This window comes from Streptomyces sp. NBC_00224 (assembly GCF_041435195.1).
In the GTDB taxonomy this organism is placed as follows: domain Bacteria; phylum Actinomycetota; class Actinomycetes; order Streptomycetales; family Streptomycetaceae; genus Streptomyces.
Genome location: NZ_CP108106.1, coordinates 3,747,641 through 3,766,859 on the forward strand (window position 1 = coordinate 3,747,641; position 19,219 = coordinate 3,766,859).

18 protein-coding genes and 2 pseudogenes are annotated in these 19,219 nt (G+C 63.0%); 13 read left to right on the forward strand and 7 right to left on the reverse strand.

Annotation, left to right across the window (positions count from 1 at the left end):
• Positions 1-256: 256 nt before the first annotated feature.
• Positions 257-1,543 (reverse strand): annotated as a pseudogene (locus tag OG965_RS16670) (hypothetical protein); the annotation flags it as partial.
• Between the two features lie 10 nt (positions 1,544-1,553).
• The gene (locus OG965_RS16675) at positions 1,554-2,261 is read right to left on the reverse strand and encodes a helix-turn-helix domain-containing protein (protein WP_371652863.1); all 708 of its coding nucleotides are present in this window, start codon (positions 2,259-2,261) and stop codon (positions 1,554-1,556) included.
• A 137-nt stretch (positions 2,262-2,398) separates the two neighbouring features.
• On the opposite strand from OG965_RS16675, the gene OG965_RS16680 reads away from it, so the two are divergent.
• Positions 2,399-2,641, forward strand: coding sequence for a hypothetical protein (locus tag OG965_RS16680; protein ID WP_371652864.1), 243 nt, complete (start codon positions 2,399-2,401; stop codon positions 2,639-2,641).
• Positions 2,642-2,771: 130 nt separating this feature from the next.
• A complete protein-coding gene (locus OG965_RS16685; protein WP_371652865.1) occupies positions 2,772-3,008 on the forward strand; it encodes a hypothetical protein in 237 nt (78 codons plus the stop codon).
• A gap of 1,009 nt (positions 3,009-4,017) precedes the next feature.
• On the opposite strand, the gene OG965_RS16690 is transcribed toward OG965_RS16685, so the two are convergent.
• Both OG965_RS16690 and OG965_RS16695 read right to left on the reverse strand, forming a co-directional pair.
• Positions 4,018-5,121, reverse strand: coding sequence for a pentapeptide repeat-containing protein (locus OG965_RS16690; RefSeq protein ID WP_371652866.1), 1,104 nt, complete (start codon positions 5,119-5,121; stop codon positions 4,018-4,020).
• 319 nt (positions 5,122-5,440) lie between these two features.
• A complete protein-coding gene (locus OG965_RS16695) occupies positions 5,441-6,238 on the reverse strand; it encodes a hypothetical protein (RefSeq protein WP_371652867.1) in 798 nt (265 codons plus the stop codon).
• 1,123 nt (positions 6,239-7,361) lie between these two features.
• On the opposite strand from OG965_RS16695, the gene OG965_RS16700 reads away from it, so the two are divergent.
• The 3 genes from OG965_RS16700 (at position 7,362) to OG965_RS16710 (ending at position 10,503) form a co-directional block, all read left to right on the forward strand.
• Entirely contained in the window at positions 7,362-8,462 is a 1,101-nt protein-coding gene (locus OG965_RS16700) for a hypothetical protein (protein ID WP_371652868.1), read from the forward strand.
• 246 nt (positions 8,463-8,708) lie between these two features.
• Positions 8,709-9,470, forward strand: a complete 762-nt coding sequence (locus OG965_RS16705) for a hypothetical protein (protein WP_371652869.1) — start codon at positions 8,709-8,711, stop codon at positions 9,468-9,470.
• Positions 9,471-9,759: 289 nt separating this feature from the next.
• On the forward strand, positions 9,760-10,503 hold the full coding sequence (locus OG965_RS16710) for a neutral zinc metallopeptidase (protein WP_371652870.1): 744 nt from the start codon (positions 9,760-9,762) through the stop codon (positions 10,501-10,503).
• On the opposite strand, the pseudogene OG965_RS16715 reads toward OG965_RS16710, so the two are convergent.
• The 3 genes and pseudogenes from OG965_RS16715 to OG965_RS16725 all read right to left on the reverse strand — a co-directional run.
• Positions 10,480-10,665 (reverse strand): annotated as a pseudogene (locus tag OG965_RS16715) (hypothetical protein); the annotation flags it as partial. The gene OG965_RS16710 and the pseudogene OG965_RS16715 sit on opposite strands and share 24 nt — an antisense overlap.
• Positions 10,666-11,181: 516 nt before the next feature.
• Positions 11,182-12,216: a UvrD-helicase domain-containing protein gene (locus tag OG965_RS16720; protein WP_371652871.1), complete on the reverse strand. Its 1,035-nt coding sequence runs from the start codon at positions 12,214-12,216 to the stop codon at positions 11,182-11,184.
• Positions 12,203-13,801, reverse strand: coding sequence for an ATP-dependent endonuclease (locus OG965_RS16725; RefSeq protein ID WP_371652872.1), 1,599 nt, complete (start codon positions 13,799-13,801; stop codon positions 12,203-12,205). Before OG965_RS16725 ends, OG965_RS16720 begins: the two co-directional genes overlap by 14 nt.
• A gap of 501 nt (positions 13,802-14,302) precedes the next feature.
• Here OG965_RS16725 and OG965_RS16730 point away from each other — a divergent pair.
• The 8 genes from OG965_RS16730 (at position 14,303) to OG965_RS16765 (ending at position 19,215) form a co-directional block, all read left to right on the forward strand.
• A complete protein-coding gene (locus tag OG965_RS16730) occupies positions 14,303-14,560 on the forward strand; it encodes a hypothetical protein (protein ID WP_371652873.1) in 258 nt (85 codons plus the stop codon).
• Positions 14,541-15,050 carry a DUF6879 family protein gene (locus OG965_RS16735; RefSeq protein WP_371652874.1) on the forward strand — a complete coding sequence of 170 codons (510 nt, stop codon included), beginning with the start codon at positions 14,541-14,543 and terminating at the stop codon, positions 15,048-15,050. Before OG965_RS16730 ends, OG965_RS16735 begins: the two co-directional genes overlap by 20 nt.
• Before the next feature lie 24 nt (positions 15,051-15,074).
• Positions 15,075-15,920 (forward strand): helix-turn-helix domain-containing protein, encoded by an 846-nt coding sequence (locus tag OG965_RS16740; protein WP_371652875.1) that lies wholly within the window; start codon positions 15,075-15,077, stop codon positions 15,918-15,920.
• Positions 15,921-16,016: 96 nt separating this feature from the next.
• Positions 16,017-16,403 carry a hypothetical protein gene (locus OG965_RS16745; RefSeq protein ID WP_371652876.1) on the forward strand — a complete coding sequence of 129 codons (387 nt, stop codon included), beginning with the start codon at positions 16,017-16,019 and terminating at the stop codon, positions 16,401-16,403.
• A gap of 17 nt (positions 16,404-16,420) precedes the next feature.
• A complete protein-coding gene (locus OG965_RS16750) occupies positions 16,421-16,939 on the forward strand; it encodes an NUDIX hydrolase (RefSeq protein ID WP_371652877.1) in 519 nt (172 codons plus the stop codon).
• Between the two features lie 83 nt (positions 16,940-17,022).
• The gene (locus OG965_RS16755; RefSeq protein WP_371652878.1) at positions 17,023-17,268 is read left to right on the forward strand and encodes a hypothetical protein; all 246 of its coding nucleotides are present in this window, start codon (positions 17,023-17,025) and stop codon (positions 17,266-17,268) included.
• Between the two features lie 61 nt (positions 17,269-17,329).
• Entirely contained in the window at positions 17,330-18,130 is an 801-nt protein-coding gene (gene dapF / locus OG965_RS16760) for a diaminopimelate epimerase (RefSeq protein ID WP_371652879.1), read from the forward strand.
• Positions 18,127-19,215, forward strand: a complete 1,089-nt coding sequence (locus OG965_RS16765) for an ATP-grasp domain-containing protein (protein WP_371652880.1) — start codon at positions 18,127-18,129, stop codon at positions 19,213-19,215. The genes dapF and OG965_RS16765 overlap by 4 nt, the downstream gene beginning before the upstream one ends.
• The last annotated feature ends 4 nt before the right edge of the window (positions 19,216-19,219 follow it).

Genomic DNA, 19,219 nt, shown 5'->3' on the forward strand with positions numbered 1-19,219 from the left:
CCTGGTAGGCGATCTCCGGCAGCACCGAGGCGTAGGTGTCGGCCGTGATCTGAATCGTCGAGTGCCTGAGCATGGCGGAGACCACTTTCATTTCGGCCCCGGCGGCGAGCGCCAGGGTGGCCGCCAGGTGCCGCAGGTCGTGCAGCCGGACCGGCGGCAGGTAGCCAGGGTGCGGGTACGGGCGGAGCGGGTGCTCGGGGAAGAGCTGATACCAGGTCTGGGGGTCGACGATGCCGTTGGCCTTGAGCCCGCGGACTCGCTGGAAGCCGGTGACTGCTCGACGCGTCAGCGGCCCGAAGACTCCATCGACCGGGAGCCCGAGCGTCGCCTGGACGTCCTCGACGGCCGGGCCGGTGTCGCCGGTGCGCAGGGTGTTGGCCCGCTTGATCATCCGGACGAAGTGACGGCTGACGTAATCGGGGTGCAGCGGCTCGCCGGTCTCAGTGGTGAAGACGTAGTGGCTGTCGGTCCAGGCCGGCCCCAGCAGCTTCCGCTCCTCTTGTTGCCGCTGCCGATGGGCCCGCAGCACCAGGACGGTCATCGAGTCCAGCGCGATGATGCCGTCGCTGTCGTCCTTGGGCCGGGTGACGACGGTCTTCCAGCCCACTTGCACGATCTGCTGGACGATGGCGAGCGTGCCGGTATCCAGGTCAACGTCCGGCCAGCGCAGCCCGACGCCCTCACCGCGGCGCGGCCCCCGAAAGACCAACAGGTGGTAGTAGGCGTAGAGCCGGTCGGCGGTCATGAGACCGAGGAAGGCACCGGCTTGTTCGGGCGTCCAGACCGCCACCTTCGGACGCCGGCCGGAGGCCATCCAGTCGATGACGCGTGGCGCGGTCCAGACGACGGCCTTGGGCCGAGGCGCGCTCTCGACTTCGACGGCCAGCGCCGGGTTGTCGATGATGCGGCGCTGCCGTACGGCGGCGTTGAGCGCTGCCCGGAGCGTGGCATGGATGCGTTGGAGGGTGGCCGGGCCGATCGGTCGCGGGGTGGCAGCGGCGCTCGCCACGATGGCGTCGTAGGCGGTCCGGATCTGCGCTGGCCGGAGCTTCTCCAGCGGGACGTCCCCGAGCTGGGGCTTGAGATAGCGGCGAATGAAACCCTCATACGAACGACGGGTGTTGGCCGCCAACTTCCGTTTGCCGCCGAGCCACTCGTCCAGCCACTCGCCGGTCGTCTGCTGCACGCTGAGCGAGACGCCCGCACTGAAGCGCCGACGGACATCGGCGGGGTCCGGCAGCTGCTGATAGCGGCGGTAGTGATCACGGATAAGGGAGACGATCTCCAGCCGACCGGCGTCGTCGTCTGCCCCGGGTATCTCCAGCAACTGGATAGCCTGCCGCAGCTCGGCGACCGCACTGGTCTGACTGGCGAAGCCACCCCGGGTGATCTGCTGCCGCCCGTGCTCCTGGCGGCCCGCCTCCGACAGCGGCACATCGACGACGTAGGACCAGGTGCCGTGCTTCTTTGCGCAGGCCAGGCGCTTACGGGCCGCGTTGTAGCGGGCCGGACACTTACAGCGCTTATAGGTGGTGCCTTGCATGACACATGCCTTACCTTGCGGCCTGTCCGTCGCCAGGAGTGGCTCCGCGCAGATCGTGTTCCAGCTCGGTCAGCAATTCCCGGGTGATGTGACCGCGCAAGCTGGTCAACTGCCCCTGGGAGGCCGCGGGCAGACGCTGCTGAAGCCGCCGGTCTCGCTCCTGAGACAAGGTCCGGTCCCAGCGTTGCAGCGCCACCAGGTTGACCCACTCCGGCGACGTGCCGACCTTGCGGGCCACGTGCCGTTCGGCCTCGCCGACACTGGCGACCGCCCGCTCCACCAGAGCCGGATCAGCCCTCCCGGATCGTTGCACTTCCGCCAGGAAGTCGGACGTCCGGTTGGTCAGCGCCAGCGACTCGGTGATCTCGACCGCCCGCTCGGGCATGGCCTGCACCGCAGCCGCATCATCGGACAGCAACGCCTTGACCGCGCCCACCGTCAGCCGCGCTCCCGGAGACAACTCGACGAGGTCGTCCGGCTCTCCGACCACGAAGTCGGCCGGCGACACCTCAAAGGCGAGCGCCAGCAGGAGGACTTCCTCCAGCGCTATGCGCCGAGCTCCAACTTCCGCCTGGGCGACAGTGCCGCGGATCCAGGTCGTCAGGCCGTGCCGCTGAAGCAGGGCGGCGGCCTCCTCCTGCTTCAGACCGCGCGCCTTCCTGATGTCTCTCAGGCCAGCGCCGAGTACCTGCCGCAATGGTCGTGGCGTGGGTTCCATGGGGTCACCTCGGGGAGGAAGGTGCCTCAACGGTACGTCGTGGTCTGCTCACAAACAAGAGCGGTTGACTTGTAACAAACTAGGGCGGATCATCTGCTCATATACCAGAGCACACCACCGCAGGTGAGGTGAGCCGCATGGTTGGCATGAGCCGGGCCGAGCTGCTGGAGCTACCGGTCGTCATTGACCTCGTCACCGCCGCCCGCGCCTTGGGCATCGGGCGCACGCGCGCCTTCGAGCTGGCTCGCCGTGGAGAGTTCCCGGTGCCCGTACTACGCGTCGGTGCGACCTGGCGGGTGCCGACAGCACCGCTGCTCGCCACATTGGGATGTAGCCAATACGCAATTGCTGTACAGGACGAACGAGAAGGCAGACAATAAAAGCACCGCACCCCGTCGTCTAACCGCTAGGGCACCGCGCATGCGGGATGAGGGTTCGTGTCCCTCCGGCGTGCGGAACTCGGGCCTTGCCAACAGGGTCAGGCCACCTCCATTCCTTTAGGAGGGTCAGATGTCTAGCGACTACGGCTCGACTACCGGCGACCCAACGCCGGGCGATCACGACGACCCAGTCCCGTCTGACGACGCACTGGCTTATGTCGATCGCTCTACCGAGGAAGTCGCAAAGGAGGAGCAGGAAACCGCCTACCGCAGCGACACCGACACTGCCACCTACCAAGACCGTGTCGCAGAGGGCCGCTTCCATGGCCGCTCGGAAGGCGACCGCGGAGAAACGGGCGGCTACTGAGAAGTAGTTATCACGATCGATGCACCTCACACAGTGCGTGTGAGGTGTCTTTTTGCGACCTCGTGCCACACGGGCAGCATGCATGCGGATTTCTTAGCGTCAATTAGCGCGGGTTAGCTCTGCTTCGCCTCCCATACCTTGACTGTTGCCTGCGCTGTATTCGCAACGGCGTTCACCGAGTTGAGTTTGATGAGCACTGGGCGCCTGTCGTCGGTCAGCATACAAGCGCTAGCTCCCACTGGCATAGAAACCGGATTCGTGCCTTGAGTCTTCGCGAGCAGAGTGCACTCTGCGATGTCCGGAATCTTCCCATTCGGAAGGATCGCCATGTCCACATGAACGAGTGTGGCCGATTTTCCGTCGCTGTTTACGCCGTCAAATTTAATATCCCAGTTAGCCCCCTCCTCTGGCGGGACTAAGTCCAGATTGTGCTCCCCTTTAAGTAGCAGCCGCCCTGACCAGCGAATGGCAGACGAATCGGGCGGAGAGGGGGTGTCGGTCAAAGTGTCAGATGAGCTAGTTGAACTGGGTGGGGTGGCTGTGACGGTAGTGCTCGTAGTGACTGTGGCCGTAACAGTTGCAGAAGTTCCTGTTGGCGAATTGACACCTGCCGCCGGCAGTCCAATAAACCCTACAAGGAACGTGAGTGCTGAAACCGCAGCGCCGATCAAGGAAGCTACGGCGTTCCAATGCTCGGGGGTCTTGCGGGGGCGCGGAGTGCCACTGGTCGTTGGAGTTGAATAAGTCATCGCGCCCCCCGAAATGGACCTTGAGTCTTAATAGTCTCACTCCGGCTATCCACCGCTCCCGTTTCGACTGAGATTGTTACAGTCAAGGCCGGTGGCATTCTGTAATGCTATGGCCAGGGATGCCTCGGCCGATAGCAGATCGGCGCAATGCCGTTTGGACTCACACCGCCTTCAGTTTGAGACATCCCTGGTTCAAGTCGCCGCCTCAAAAAGCGGGCAGAGATGCGCGTGCCGGGCAGAGTTTCAAGGCGGATATATTTTCATTCTTCTAGACAATTACGCTGCTCTGCGGTGAGACCTATCGCACCGTCCAGATGGATATACCGTACGTTCACTTCAGCCAGGTTAACCTCAGTCAAGTTCGCCTCCGTGAAATCAGTCAAGGTGAGGTCAGATCCGGCGATATTCGCCCCTGTTAGATCTGCCCTGCTGAAATTCGTCTTGGCAAGACTCGCTTTATCAAGTCTTGCTTCAGCGAGGTTCGCCCCTATGAACTTAGCGGTAAAGAGGTTCGCCCCAGTCAGGTTTGCCTCAGCGAGATTGGCGCCCGTGAGATCTGCTCCAAAGAGATCAGCGTGCGCCAAGTTTGCCCCGGTGAGATCCGCTCCAGAGAAACTGGCAAGACTCAAATCTGCCCGATAGATCCCAGGGATATAAAAACCCTTATGGGACCACACATCGGCTCCTGTGAGGATCGCACCAGCCAGATGAAGTCCGGAGAGATCAACTACGGCGCTGGAGATATCACCCCGCTGTATGGAACGGACTAGGAGGGCGATGGCCTGCTGGACATCGGCTTCGGGTTTAGGCGGAAGAGCTGCGTGGTTTCGCGGTTTGAGAGTGCGTTGTCGAGCTGCTCGACGTGCTGCCGCGACTCTGCCAGTTGTCGACGCCCGCGCCCCCTCTGCCCGTGGGGCACGCTGCCGAATGAAGGCGTTGAGCACTTGCACCGTGTGGAATGACTGATCCGGAGCGTCTTCGATGATCTGCTCTAGAGCGAGAAGACCGCCCATGCGTCCGTACATCTCCTCAGAGCCGAGATGTTCGAGTGCCTTGGTGAAGCGGTCGGTGACCTGGCCACGACGGCTGAGGCGGTAGTTGAACCCGGTGAAGAGCAATGCGACGCCCGCGCCGAAAACCGCCGCAAGCTGCACGATCGCGGTCCGAAATCCTGTGACTAGGGCAGCGGAACCGTCCTGTAAGCCGGTCCTGCTGAGGTACTTGCCGTCGACCCACCATGGCCCGCGCCAGATCAGCAGCAGTACGACAGCAACGAACACCCCCACACCCACGCCGGCGAGCAGCAGCGATCGCCGCGCTCTCGTCCACATACGCACTCGACGTACCTTGCGGCGAATCTTCATGACCCATGACAGCGCAGTGACACGTATCCACGCCAGACTGCCAGCAGCCTGCCGTGTGCGAGGACAACGGCTGAACGCCCGTTGGCTGATGACTCCTGGTGTCCGACGGAGAACTTAAGACGCCTGCTCCTGCGGCGCCTCCCACGTCCCCGCGCCGCTGCTACGTCTGCTTGGCGACCGGTAATAACCGGTCGCCAGGACTCTCCCAGGCTTGCTGGGCTATCCGCCGAGGAGATGATGATCGGCGGTGTAAAAGCGGGAGGCCGCAGACCTGCCCTACTGCGACGAGTCTCACGCACCACCGACGACTCGGGGCATCCTAGTCGACAGAAAACAGACGACTCTTTCGGAATTCGTCCCGCATGTGAAGCACAGTCGGCGATACAATTCGCTGATCGCGAATGAACGAATCAATCTTGTCCGCTTGCTTGGCAAAGCACTCAAGCACGGGATTCCGCGAATCGGGTTCCTTGCCTCCGGCCGGCTTTCCCAGGTCTTGCCACTGGCGGTACTGGCCTTCAGCAATCTCCGCCAGGCCATCGGATGCCACGATGACAGCATAGTCTGACCTAACCGACTGCCCCTTTCCTGTCACTAGAATTATGCGCAACTCAAAGAGCACAGGATATTGCCCTGAGAAATATCGGTCCAATCCAACTGATACGGTCAGGGCATCCGTCTTGCCAGCCTTGATGTAACTATAGTCATAACCATCTCGCAGATTAGCCACAAAGGTTGCAGGGACGCGCGCCTCCGGCGACACCGCGACGGCATACCGAGTTGTCACGTAACCCCCTCCCGCCCCTCCTGGGCAATTAGTTATATTCAGACGTCCCTTGATCTCAACTTGGACCTCGTTAATCAGCGCGTCACGATCGCCGTTGTTCTGAAGGTTCACCTGAATCGCAGTGTCGGTTTCTTGCTCAGCCGACTCCTTTGCGCCCTCGGCACCGAACACCTCGGATTCAACCTTTACCTTCTTGAATCGCAAGGAGCCGATCTCGATCTGCCCAGCCTTGCGATTATTGATAGAGCAAGTTGCCTTGGTGCACTGGACATTACCGCTCCCGTCACCTTGACTACTAGAGGTGCAGGCCATAAGAGACGCAAAGCTCACGGAAGCAGCCAGGATCTTCGTAGCGCAGTTTAGTTTCATGGTTTTTCACACTTGCTCTGCACGCACTGAATGTTTCCGTCTCCGTCCCCGTGCCGAACAACCAGATCAGGACCTGAAAGCACCAAGATAAGCGCGGCAACGACCGCCCCGGCAACGCCGATCACGGCGCTCCACAGGGTGACCTTATTTGTCATCGTCATGGCCATTGCTCCCCCTCGACACCAGGCACGATCCACAAGGAGCATTACAGCTCAACGGGTCGGCGGCGATAGCAGCAGCCACCTTGTTGCACATTCGGGACAGAAAACTGATCGCTGGTTCGGATGGGAACAGAGGGTTTCCCTGAAGAGCGCACCGAAGATCTGGCTACTCGCGAGTTAAGGAGGTTTCTCAGGGGGCTGGCCGACCTGGTTTGCGCGGCACAGACATCAACCCCACAAAGATCACCAAGGAGCGACGGGCTTCCCGGCAAGCCGTAGAAGCATCAGGGCTCGGCCACGCCTCACGGTCCGCACATCCGTGAGCGACCGATCCCACGAATGATCGCAAGATTGCAGGCAGTGAGCTCCGGAGCCAGCCGCCGGTCCACGAGTCATGATGCTATCCCCCGGTCGTCACCGCTGAGGCTGCCGGGCCCGCGTTGCTAGCCGGCAGACGCCAGGGGCCACCGACATGTGGGCGCACGAGCCAGCGCACGCGCCCCCAAAGCGCCTCGAAGCCAGCGAGCGCCCATCTCGCCTGTCCGCAAGAGCGCTTGCCAACTCTCCGGCATGTCATGGCCAAAGGCGCCATGGTCGAGCCCATCTACTTACAGGTCACCCGGTTGGAAAATGCCACCGAGACGATCAGAAGGAACATCCCGTTTGTCCTCAAATTGACCACGGGTGAAACGGTTCTGCTTTGGCCACAGATTCACGTACCTAGCATGAAGAGGTGCGACCCATCGATATGCCCGCTTGGCGACGGCCGGGGGCGCGCGCACCGAATCGACCTCGATGCACTAGCCTTCGATGGGACTCAAGGCGGCTCTCGTTTCGCGCCTCCGCGAGCGGTGTTCTACCGAGTGCGCGCCTGGAGACTTCTCCCACGGGGAAGCGCCACTCAAACTCCTTATACGGGCGGTATGAGCGAAGGGTTCAACGGGTCAATGGCGCGTAAGGTTTCGCGCGAGCTCTCCGGGCGCATGATCCGCCAGGATCAGGTGGAACGCCTCGTTGAGGTGGTGGAACGTGAGTTTCCCTCATCTTCAGAGCGCAAGTTCTCCATAGCCAACGAGGACGGCGTCTTCACAGACGCGTCCCTCGACACTGTCATGGCAGCAGCAGGCCGACCAACTGTCGTCGATAACTTGACGATTTCTGACCGGGTCGGGGAGAAAGTCTTTGTTTTTGAAGCTAAACCAGGCAGGATCAAGTTCACAGCTGAAGGGGGCGAACAGCACTTCCCGGTGGGGTTCTGCGAAGAGGTCCAGGCGATCCTCAGGACCCGCACCATTCGGCTGCGCCGACTCCTGCCAGCCCGCATGCGGCGCATCACCGACTGGTGCCTGCCCGTCGAAGCGGTCCTGGCGGCCATCGCCATCCTGATCGCGTCGGTCACGGCCGGGTGGCCGACAGCCCTCAGTGTCACCTGCGTCTCCGCGCTCGTACTTCTGACCACCTGGGTCGCGAGGCGACGCTTTTCGACCTACATCTTGTTGAAGGACGATGCTCGGGAGCCCTGGAAGCGCACGGAGAAGCTGGCCCTGGTGGGCCTGACCGTCCCGATCATCGTGGCGCTGATCGTGAACGGTCCGGACTGGGTCAAGGGCGACGGTCCACCGGCGACACCGAAGTCGGGTTCTACCGGGCATTCATCAGACTCCTCTGACGGCCTGGGGTCGCGGGCCGCGACCCCAGGCTTGTCGCGTGACAGCGAGCGCTCACCGCTAACGAAGGTGACGGTCGAGCCCGCGGTCGGTTCGGCCGGCGAACCCTTCTCCCTGACCGGTAAGGGCTTCGAGCCGGACGCCGAGGTCTGGGTGTCACTGATGGCGGGGCCGGGGACGACCTTGTCGTGGCACAAGGCTGAGCGTCATCTCGTTCGAGCGAACAGCAAGGGAGAGATCGGGCCGGAGAAGATCAACGTAGGCCGGAGCGTCTGCTGCTCCGGTGGAACGATCCGAGTAGTGGTCGTACCGGAGGGCAAGACTGCCGCGGCCGAGACCACGTACAAGTTGAAGTGACTGTGGCGAGGGACTCCTGTCCACGTCGGCAAACCTTCATGATTCAACCAGCCTGTTGGGATGCACGTTGGGGTCGAGCCGGTGCCAAACGGTGCCGGTCGGCCTCGGCCTCTCGTGACGCCGCAATCGCGCCAACCTACACAGACTCGACGAGTTCCACCCCGGCCGCCCCATCAGGCCTAGCGACGGCCGCGAGCGTAGGCTGAGAAGTGGAAGTACCTTCGGTGGCCCCCAGAGGGAGACCTCATGTTCCACCTACCTCGCTTCCTCATCCTTCTTGTGGCATCCCTCTTCTGCGCGGGTGCTCTGACCACTGGCTGCGGCGGTGGAGGCGCAAGCGAAGGCGGGTCTGCCGTCGCTAAATGGCTTGCCCACTCCGAGAGCGTCTTCCCCCAGGCCAAGAACCTCATAGAGAAGCACCCCGGCGATCTCACCGAGTTGGGCACGCAGAAGAGGAGCCTGGACGAACTCCTGTCGACAGCCCCCAAGGACCGGCCGGAGGAGGTCTCGACCGCCATCGTCCAAGCGCAGGCCCTTATGAACCAAATGGACGCGATCCGCACGGGTTTGACCCTGGAGGACGACGCCGCCAAGGTGACAGAGGACGCCGTCACCGACTCCTCTCAGGCGAATATCGATCCCGCCCAATGGTCGAAACTGCAGGCTGACATGAAAGAGGCCGCAGCTGACATCATCAAGGACGTCGCGTGCAGCGAGGTGTGGAGCCTGCTGTCGAACAGCCAGAAGCAGAAAATGGGCGAAGCCACCGAGAGCTATGACCACGTGGCCGGCACGCTGGAGGCGGTCCAGGGAAAGGCCGAATCGATCCTCAGTGATCGCTGGTCCATCAGGACCTGGGACAAGTACATCGGCTGGGCCACATACGCACAGGGCGCCTACGAGAAAGCCACGGCGATCGTGGGCTTCCTGCAAGGCGGCTACGTAACGTACGAGGACACTCGGGCCTATTACTACTACGCCCGCTTCTGCCTGAAGCCGCCTGGATAGGCCGAAATTACAGAGGTCTCACACGGCACCAACACCGTGGACAACGCCTGTGGTGGATAGCTCGGACATCCATTGGACGACGGACGGGTGCAAGTCCGCGAGCATCCCGGCGGCAACAGCGTTTCCGGCCTCGGTGAGGAACGCGAACACACTCCGCTCCAGGATCAACTCCCGGCAGATTTCCCCCACATCAGGCCTGACCGGCACCGGGCCAACTCACCCTGCATACCCACCAGAAGTCCATTGGGTGAAGCACACGAGTCAGAAGGGGATCTCCATGATCAGGCGAATGTTCGCGATACTCGCCGCAACTGTCTTGGGAGCCGGAGGGTTGGCCGGCACTGCAAATGCAGACGTAGAGCCTCCCGCCGATGAAGCGTCGGTCACGGCGTACATCAAGAAGACGATTGAAGACAGCGCGTACCCGTACTGGGGCAACTGGCTGAAGAGCCACAACCTCCAGCAAGCCGAGCCGCTGTACAAAATTATCCAAAGGGGTGAAACGTACCAGGATGCATGTGATGGAACCATCAGTAGCTCCGACGTGCCCTCCGCCTTCTACTGCCCGCAGGACGTACGGCAGGATGGCGTGCTGTACGAAGGGGTACTGGTCTTTCCCGTCGAGACCATGCTCGCGATGCAGCTGGGAGAGGTGCACGGTCAATATTCAGAAAAGGCAGGCGAGTTCACGGTCGCGACGACCGTGACACATGAGATGGGTCACTGGGTGCAAGACGTTCTGGTCTACCAGAAGGCCGAGCCTCCGCTCAAGCCAGGGAAGCACACGGAACTGATGGCGGACTGTTTCTCCGGAGTATGGGCAGCAGCCAAGGGTGAAGGGGCCCTAACAGTCGCTGACTTCGAAGCAGCAGTCGAGAGCAGGAAGAAGGCTGGTGACACAAACTTCACCGAACCCGACCATCACGGAACTCCCCAAGAGCGGGCTAATGCCTGGAAGATCGGCTTCTTTGGATTGTCGAACAGCCCGGGAAGCTATCCGGAGAACTGCATCGATGAGTACTGGCGTTCCTGAATATCGGAACCTGCGATCAAACTGCGGCAGCAATGGCTCCAGCCGGTCCCACAGCTCATCCGACACGATCCACGGCGGAGTTCGCGCCCCTGCGCAAACTCCGCAGGGGCGATCTCCAGCGCTTCGGCCAGGCCGAGGATGGCGTCGATGCGTTCGGCGCACGTCTGACCTGGATCAGGAGTAGCAGCCAGGTCAGGCCCTCTGAGCCGGAGGGCGACTGCGCAATCCGAGCATCCCGTGGACCTCTTGCATGGTGGTTAAGCTGGCTCGGCTTGCCAGATCCTCGAAGTACACCATGGTCAGGTTTCCGAACTTCTGCCTCTCGGCGTAGACGTAAGGGGCCATCTTGTCCCAGGTCCTGTGGATCGCGCGTCCATATGCGCCCAAGATGAGTTTCTCATCAGGTTCCTGTAACCGTCCTCGGGCGAATGTCGTTGCGTTAACTCATCCCGGACATATTCCAAGGACTGAGAAAATGGGAGACTCCGGGTCTCCCGGAAAACGTCGATGATTATTGGCAGCACGTTCGAGTCATGAGCCAACTTGAGCTGCCGGCGGGCCATGGTTACTGAGGTTGCGAGTGCTGCTACTGATATAAGCAGAGTAAGCAGATTCCACGCAATTGCACTGTCCATGCGGTCACTGTGCCCATGTTGCTTATCTTCGAAGCGCAGGTCCTTAAGGGATCACGAACGTCACGCTGTACTTAGCCCGCGTCACGGCCACGTACAGCTTGAACCGATCGCCCGCCTGCTCAGGGTCGCGGTTCCGGTAGTACTTGATCATCGGCTGGGTTGGGAAGATCAGCACCCGGTCGAAGGTGCAGCCCTTGGACTGCCCGAAGTTCATGGCCGTCAGGTCTTGCGTGTTGGTCCTCTTGTCCCACCGCAGCACCACCGGCTCATACTGCTCAACGTACGCCTCCACCTCGGCTGGCGTGATGGTGAAGACGCCGTCATGACCCGTGATGTCGGTGTTCTTGGAGGTGGTTCGCGGCAACTCCGGGAAGAGGGCATCGGCGAAGTCACAGATCGCCTGGTTGCAGCGATAGCTTTCGGCTCGATGATCGACTTGGCAGGTGTCCTTACGTTCGGCCAACCAGTCCGCGATGCCGCTGCCCTTGTACTTCTTGTTCTTGGGCCCGTTGTTCGTCGCGAAGGTGGCTTGGCGGGGATCACCAACTATCGTGACCGCGACAGGCGACTTCAGCAGGAGGTCGAGGAGGTCGAGGTCGTAGCCAGCGAGGTCCTGGACCTCGTCGACGTAGATGTGATCGAAGATCTCAGCCAGCCGGTTGATGACTTTGCCACCACTGCAGTAGTCGGCCTCGTAGGCAAACCCGGCCACGGCGTCACGGAACATGTCGCCGTTGGAGTCAAGGTAGTACCGCTTGACGTTCGTCTTACGGATGAACTTGTTGCGCGCGCTGACGAAGTTCAGCCCACGCATCACCCCCACTTCGTCGAGCACAGCGCTCTGGTAGGGGCGGGCGCACTGGTTCAGTAGGAACGTGAACCAGGTCATGACGGTGACGTGGGTGGGCAGCATCCCCGTGCCACCGCTCAAGCGCTCGACCAGCTGGTTCATGTTCTCGGTCGTGTACGTGGTCACGAGCACGCGTTGGGTGGGGTCGCTGAGGACGCCGTCGACGATGTGCTGCGTCTTGCGAGAACCGGCGGCAGCCAGGACGGCCAGGTTGCTATGCGACGGCATCGGCGATGTACCCCGGCATCGTGACGGACTCAGCGGACTCGAAGATGGCCAGCGCGACGTTGGTCTTGCGCGCCTTCATGTACGCAAGCAACTCGTCGTCCGTGGCGAAGGCCGTTCCGAAGATGCTGTTGAGCTTGGCGCGGCCGTTCGCCTTGAGTAGCTGCGGTTCCAGCGTCGGGAAGTCCTTGTCCTCGCCCACGTGCACCGAGATGTTGGGGAAGCCGTCGTAGCTGGCATACCGCGCCTTCACATCGGCCGCATCCTTGCCGTCGTTGTCGGTGACGACCGCGACATGGTTCTGCTCCAGCAGCGACGCGATGTCGAGGAACCGCTTGAAGGACAGGCCGCGAATGTTGATGACGTCGATGGCCTCCTCGGCTGGCAGACAGCCGTGGGCGTCGAGATAGGCGCGCTGGATGACCAACTCGTCGGAGGGCCCCTCGACCAGGATCGACCGGCGGGCCAGGACCACACGCAGCGTGTCGTAGCCCGACAGCTTGCGGAAGTAGTCCTGGGTGCCGACTGGCAGGCTCGACAGACGGAAGCCTTGCCGCGCGGACAGCAAGACGAGGTTCTCTAGGCCCAACTTGTTCAGCACATAGGAGCTGTGCGTGGTGATGAAGACCTGCTTGTCCTGGCACTTGGTGCTGATCTTGCGAATCAGCTTGCCTAGGTTCGGGAACGACAGATGGTTCTCGGGCTCCTCCACCAAGACGATGTGGGCGTCGTCCACTTGCTTGTTCAAGGCGAGGAGAATCTTCAAGGTGCTCTGCTCCCCCTTGCCAACGAACTGGAACGGCAGGTCGTCGAGGTGGGGCACGATGTTGCTTTCCCAGTTGGACTTCTGGGAGACGTCGATGTTCAGGGTCAGCTCACGGTCACTGACCTCGCGCCGCCCGCCACGCAACTTCTTGTTGATCTTGACGATGGCCTCGTCACTGACGAAGTTCTCTCGCAAGCTGCGATAGGCCCGAGCCAGCTCGACCCGCTCGCCGGTCTCCAAGCTCTGGCTGATGATGCCGTTGAGGTAGTAGTCGACGCCACTCTGGAGGTGGATGTTGGCCGCGTCGATCAAGGAGGCCGTGGCAGGGATACGGTGGAACGTGATGCCGTTGCCGCCGAAGTCGAGCCAGTCGACCTTGTAGTACTCGGTGGGCACCAGACGGACCTGCGATGGGCTCTTGATGAACGCGCGGTACTCCGCCTCGTAGTCAGGGTTGAGCGACGCCCGGATACGGACGCCAGGCTCGTCGCTCTTGAGGAGGTTGTTGGTCCCCTTCAAGGTTGGCGGCGCCGCCTTACCGTCCAGGAACAGGTCAATGATGATCTCGGGCGGCCGCGCTACAGCACCATCCCGCAACGCCGCGATGTACTCGTCGACAACGTCCTTGTTGAACAGATACGGCGAAAGCTCCTGCGCCAGGAGTCGACCGCGGATGCGACCGGTCAGCGCGAGGCCGATGGCTTCCAGGAGGGTCGACTTCCCCCGGTCGTTGTCTCCGACCAAGATGTTCATCTTCGGATCGAACTCAAGCGTGAAGTCTTGGAACGTCCGGTAGTTCTTGATGACGATCTTGGTGAGCACAATCCCCCCGGATTACATATGTTCCATTTTATGATCACCCGGCGTTTTTTGCGAGCCTTAAATGAACACCAGTGACAGGAGTCGCTCTGTATACCTGCCGATATGACCGGGGCTCAGGAGCGTAGCAGGCACGTAAGGGGGGCGCCACAAAAGGACCAAAGTAGCACGTAATCGAACTTCCGTTCAATCCGGCTGCGATCACCGCTCGAAATGCGGCGCTCAGGCCGCTGACTGCCCGACAGTCGTGCCAGGCAACGGCAGACACCTCAGGTGGTCGAGCTACCGAACAACTCGACTGGACCCTCAGCAGCTTTGACATCGACGACCAGCCACCCCTGCGATAACGCGGCTGATCTTCACCTCGCACCCGCGTAGCGATCTCCGTAGCCTGCTTCCTCACGGGCACGGCCCTGGCAAGTTCTGGCAAGTTCCTCGCTCCGCAGCGCAGCCAAGGGGCAAGCTCTGGCACACCGATCGTCATCGGCAACCGAGGAGGACATCATGGCCCTGCGGAAGCTCGGTAAGGACCCGGAAAGTCCGAGCGGCGGCTCGCCCACCATCTACCTCGACGAGGAGAAGGACACCTACCTCGTGCAAGGGTGGAAGCTGGACTCCGAGCGCCTGAAGCAGATGGACATCCCCGGCCACGAGTCGGCCGTGGAGATCCCTCGACGAATGGTGCAGTTCTTCTTGGAGGTCAAGAAGAACGACGAGGCCCCCGAGCCGGAGGTGAAGAAGGATGACGGCCCCGACGTTTGAGGAGCTGTTCCGCGACTGCCAGAGGACGGCCGTCCATCTTGAGATGCGGGACGCCTACATGCGGTCGGACCCCGCCTTCATCGACTGGAATGCCGGCAAGCACATCGACCCTGCTGAGCGCTGGGCCGACTGGCTGCGCCTCGTCAAGGAAGCGACCTCGCGTGGCGTCGAGGTCCGCAGGGCTCGGGTGGTCTCCACTCCGGTCAGCGACTACATCCGCTTCGAGTACGACGTGACGGACGGCCTGAACATCGCGGCCGGTGAACTGGTTCGGTGGCTCTCCCGCCGCCAGGCGACCGACATCCCGCTGCCCGGCAACGACTTCTGGTTGTTCGACTCGCGGCTGGTCCTGATCAACCACTTCGACGGCGACAGCGAGAACATGGAAGTGGAACTCAGCGAGTCGCCCGAGCTGGCGCAGCTCTGCGAGGCAGCGTTCGAAGCCGTCTGGAACCGGGCCACGCCCCACGCCGACTTCCAGGCAGTCTGACCGCACGAAGCCCGTCTCAGAGCCATGACCTCGCCATCTTCGAGCGTGCAGGAAGCACGCAAGGCCCTTGGCCAACGCCTGGCTGGCATCCGGACTGAAGCCGGATTGACCAAGCGGGCGTTGGCCAATCGGCTGGGCTGGCACGAATCGAAGTGCTCGCGCTTCGAGAGCGGCACGCGGGCCCCATCCGAGGCCGATATTCGCGCCTGGGCGGCGGCCTGCTCCGCTGCCAGCGAGGCTGAGGATCTGGTCTCCACCGCTCGGGGAATCGAGGGCATGTACGTCGACTGGCGCGGGATGGAGCGCTCCGGTCTCAAGCACGCCCAGGAGTCGGTGCTGCCCCTGTGGGAGCGCACGGAACGCTTCCGTATCTACTCGCCCTCGATGATTCCCGGCCCGGTCCAGACCGCCTCGTACATCAGGGCCTTGCTGACCTCCATCCGCGACCGCCGCGGCCTCGTCGATGATGTGCCGGCGGCCGTGCGAGTCCGCGTGGACAAACAGCAGATCGTCTACGGCCGCCACACGTTCTCCATCCTCTTGGAGGAGAGCGTGCTGCGGACGCGGATCGGTGGCCCGGAGGTGATGGCCGGGCAGCTCGGCTATCTGCTCAGCGCCGCCGCCCTGCCCTCGGTGAGCATTGGCATCATTCCCCAAGACGCCGACCGCTCGGGTGTGTGGCCGGTCGAAGGCTTCTTCCTCTACGACGACCACACCGTCAACGTAGAGCTCGCTTCGGCTCACCTCACGATCACGCAGAAGCACGAACTTGCCCTCTACGCGAGCGCGTTCAGCGAGCTGTACGCCCTGGCTGTCCATGGCACGGCGGCCCGTGAGTTGATCACGGCCGCCATCCATTCTCTCGGGTGACGACCGGGCAAGTTCCGGCACATTCATAGAGCTGCTTGCGCCGGACTTCCTAGCGTGACTGGCACAGCTTGACCAACGTGCCAAGGAGGCCCGGTGATGACCGTGGCAAGCAGAGGCAAGGCGTCGGAGGGAACGGATAGCGGTTGGAGCGAGGCGCTTCCGGTTGATGTGGAGACGATCTCCGACCGTACGGAAGCGGCCCTCTCCCTGAAGCTGGCTACTTCCACCCGCGAGGAAATCGATGGGCCGGTCCCGGCGATTATCGGGCACCTCAACCGCCTGCTCGGCGAGGACTTGGGTGCCGACGAGGACGAGGCCGTACGAGAGCTGATGCGCAAGGGCTACCAGCTCCTCGACCTCAAGAATCGCCCGACCGCGCAGACCCCGTCATTCGGCGTCTTCGTCTATCTCCGAGAGGCCGCCGACACAACGCGGCGGCTCCTGTGGATCTACACCCAGCGGCACGGGCTCGGTGCCCCGTGAGTGTCCGAGACGACCAGGTGGTCAAGGAACTCTCGCACTACGTTCACGAGCACCCGCACGAAGCCATGGCGCTCATGCCCCTGTACGCCGCAGCGCGTGACCATGCCCAGCATCGCGCTTGCCTGCACGACCACCGCTGCCCGCTAGTGATGGCGGGGGCGGTGGTCGTAGACGAACGAAATCGCGTTCTCGCCTTGCGGCACCAGGGCGGCTTCAGCCTGGCGGAGATCGCACCCGAGGCTGCGGACGACTCGCTGAGCGGCGCGGCGCTCCGGCTGCTGGCCGAAGAAGTCGGCGTCCGCGACGTCTGGACGGACCCCGGCCGTGAGGGCCCCTTCCTGATCGACGTAGCCCGCGCCGCTCCGGAGTACGGCCCCCGCCTCAGAGTCGGCTTCCGCTACCTCTTCCGCGCCCACTCGGGCGTCGTGGTTCCCGCCGTGATCGCCACCGGCGCGGCTGCCTGGCTGCCCGCCGCCGAGATCAGGATCCCGGCAGTGCGCGATCGTTTGCAGCGTCACTTGATCGGTGCCGTATGAATCCGCGACGAGAACAAACTGCGTACGTCGCCAGCATTTTGGCGCTGGGCGGTTCGCTCCTGCTGGCCATTTGGAGGCGCTGAATGTACGAGCGCCGGACCCCTGACGCGCCCGCTCGGCCGCCGGCCCCGCTGGGCACCACCGCCGCCGTACGGCGGCCCAACGATGTCCGGGTCGGTGACTTCGTCTATCGCGACGAGATGTACCTGCGGATCAAAGACCTGCGCTCCGCGGGCACCGCTGGACAGCGGGTTCTGATCTTCGACGGGCACTCCCCGTGGGTCTTGAAGGCACCAACGACGACGTACCGCCCCAACGAACTCCTCTGATTCCACTGCCCGTTCGACCATCCCAGGCAGCCGTCACCTCATCAGCCCGAGGAGCTTGGCTATGCAGTTTAGAAAGATCCACGGAGCCGGGAACGACTTCGTCTTCCTCTCCGATCCCGCGCCGGAGGAGGGCAAGGACTGGTCGAAGGAGGCCGAGCGGCTCTGCGCTCGACGTACTGGCGTCGGTGCTGACGGTCTGGTCATCAGCCGACTGATTAGTCACGACCCCTGCCGCCTTGAAGTCGCGTGCTTCAACGCGGACGGCTCGACGGCGACCATGTGCGGCAACGCGCTGCGCTGCGCCGCCTGGCTCGCTCACTGCGACCACGGCTCAAGCGAGATGCACCTCCTCATGGCCGGGGTGACGCACCAGGCCCTCGTCCGCGACGACGGTGTGTGGGTCACCGCCGAGGTCGGGGCGATCCGCCTGCGACTGATGCAGGCGGTTATCAACGGCCGACCAACGTGGTTCGACAGTGCTCACACCGGCACCGAACACGTCATCGCCATCGTGAATGACGTCGATGCGGTCGACGCGACGACGGTAGGGCGACTCGTCCGCCACCACGCCACCGTGTCGCCGCTCGGAACGAACGTCAACTTCGTTCAAGCCCTCGGCGGCCAGGAGCTGAAGATCCGCACCTACGAGCGTGGCGTCGAAGACGAAACCCTGTCCTGCGGCAGTGGAGCGGTCGCAGCCGTCGTTATCGCCACCCTGCGCGGACTGGTCGCCCGTCGCGAGGTCACGATCCACAACCAGGCAGGCGAGCCCCTGACGGTCCGCCCCCACCCCGATCGGCCGGCGCGCACACAGTGGGTCGGCGGCCCGGTCACTCACACCTTTGAAGGGGTACTCGCATGACGCTCTTCCTGGACTCCAACTCGGTCGCGGCTATCCAGCGGGCTGCCCAGGCCCTCCGTGACTGGCGGCAGCACCAGCGTGGGCTGAACGTCGGTCTCGTCTACGGACCGGTGTCGGCCGAAGACCAGCTCTACCACTCGAAGTGCCCGGTGAAGCAGCGCTCCGTCACCGCGCTGGCGGCAGCGCTGGACGAGATCGGCGCTCGCTGGAAGGTCCTTAACCCCTGCGAGCCCGGCTTCATCGAGGAGCTTGCCGGGTGCGACGTCGCCCTCTCGAACCTCCACGGCCCGTACGGGGAGGACGGGCGGTTACAGGGTCTGCTCGACTACTTGCGGGTGCCGTACTGCGGAAGCGGCGTCGGCGCATCGGTGGTGGCGGCGAACAAGGTGCTCTGCAAGCGGGTGATGGAGAGCTTCGGGGTCCCTACGCCCGGCTGGCGCGTGTGGTCCGGCGGCCGCGCGGAATGGCGGGGCCAGGCCGTGATGGTCAAGCCGCCCTTCGGTGGTTCCAGCGTCGGCATGGCGCTGGTCCGCGACGCCGAAGCCCTGCCGGTGGCACTCGCTGACGCGGCTGGCGACGAGGGCGACGTACTTATCGAGGACTACATCGCCGGCGTACCCCTCACCGTCGGGCTGCTGGAACTGCCCGGGGGCAACGTGGTCATCTTCCCCCCACTGGCTACGCAAGCCACCGAAGCGGACTTCTACGACGCCGACACGAAGCTCGATGTCGACTCGCGCCGTTCCGTGATCGTGACGGCGGTCGAGCTGGAACCCGATGTGCTCGGCGAGATCGCCGGACACACCATGGCCTTGTGGCAGGGGCTCGGCTTGCGCGGCTCAGCTCGGGTGGACTTCATCCTCTCCGGGGACGGTCGCCTGTTCGCCCTAGAGGTCAACAGCACACCAGGCATGTCGCGTGACTCGAACTTTGTCGTCGGTGCGGCCATGGTCGGCCTCACTCATACGGACATCGTCCTCGCGATGCTCCACGAAGCCCTGACCCGCCCGCCGTACGATGTGCCCCTGCCCACTCCCGCGTTCGCCAGCTCCACACCGACCCGGGAGGCTGCCGTCTCACCGTAGGAGC

Excerpts from the sequence above, each read along its gene's own strand:
- OG965_RS16720 (WP_371652871.1), bottom strand. The coding sequence starts at position 12,216 with ATGCCGTCGCATAGCAACCTGGCCGTCCTGGCTGCCGCCGGTTCTCGC.
- dapF (WP_371652879.1), top strand. The coding sequence starts at position 17,330 with ATGCAGTTTAGAAAGATCCACGGAGCCGGGAACGACTTCGTCTTCCTC.
- OG965_RS16730 (WP_371652873.1), top strand. The coding sequence starts at position 14,303 with ATGGCCCTGCGGAAGCTCGGTAAGGACCCGGAAAGTCCGAGCGGCGGC.
- OG965_RS16745 (WP_371652876.1), top strand. The coding sequence starts at position 16,017 with ATGACCGTGGCAAGCAGAGGCAAGGCGTCGGAGGGAACGGATAGCGGT.
- OG965_RS16675 (WP_371652863.1), bottom strand. The coding sequence starts at position 2,261 with ATGGAACCCACGCCACGACCATTGCGGCAGGTACTCGGCGCTGGCCTG.
- OG965_RS16710 (WP_371652870.1), top strand. The coding sequence starts at position 9,760 with ATGTTCGCGATACTCGCCGCAACTGTCTTGGGAGCCGGAGGGTTGGCC.
- OG965_RS16765 (WP_371652880.1), top strand. The coding sequence starts at position 18,127 with ATGACGCTCTTCCTGGACTCCAACTCGGTCGCGGCTATCCAGCGGGCT.
- OG965_RS16705 (WP_371652869.1), top strand. The coding sequence starts at position 8,709 with ATGTTCCACCTACCTCGCTTCCTCATCCTTCTTGTGGCATCCCTCTTC.
- OG965_RS16740 (WP_371652875.1), top strand. The coding sequence starts at position 15,075 with ATGACCTCGCCATCTTCGAGCGTGCAGGAAGCACGCAAGGCCCTTGGC.
- OG965_RS16700 (WP_371652868.1), top strand. The coding sequence starts at position 7,362 with ATGAGCGAAGGGTTCAACGGGTCAATGGCGCGTAAGGTTTCGCGCGAG.
- OG965_RS16680 (WP_371652864.1), top strand. The coding sequence starts at position 2,399 with ATGGTTGGCATGAGCCGGGCCGAGCTGCTGGAGCTACCGGTCGTCATT.
- OG965_RS16755 (WP_371652878.1), top strand. The coding sequence starts at position 17,023 with ATGTACGAGCGCCGGACCCCTGACGCGCCCGCTCGGCCGCCGGCCCCG.
- OG965_RS16735 (WP_371652874.1), top strand. The coding sequence starts at position 14,541 with ATGACGGCCCCGACGTTTGAGGAGCTGTTCCGCGACTGCCAGAGGACG.
- OG965_RS16690 (WP_371652866.1), bottom strand. The coding sequence starts at position 5,121 with ATGAAGATTCGCCGCAAGGTACGTCGAGTGCGTATGTGGACGAGAGCG.
- OG965_RS16685 (WP_371652865.1), top strand. The coding sequence starts at position 2,772 with ATGTCTAGCGACTACGGCTCGACTACCGGCGACCCAACGCCGGGCGAT.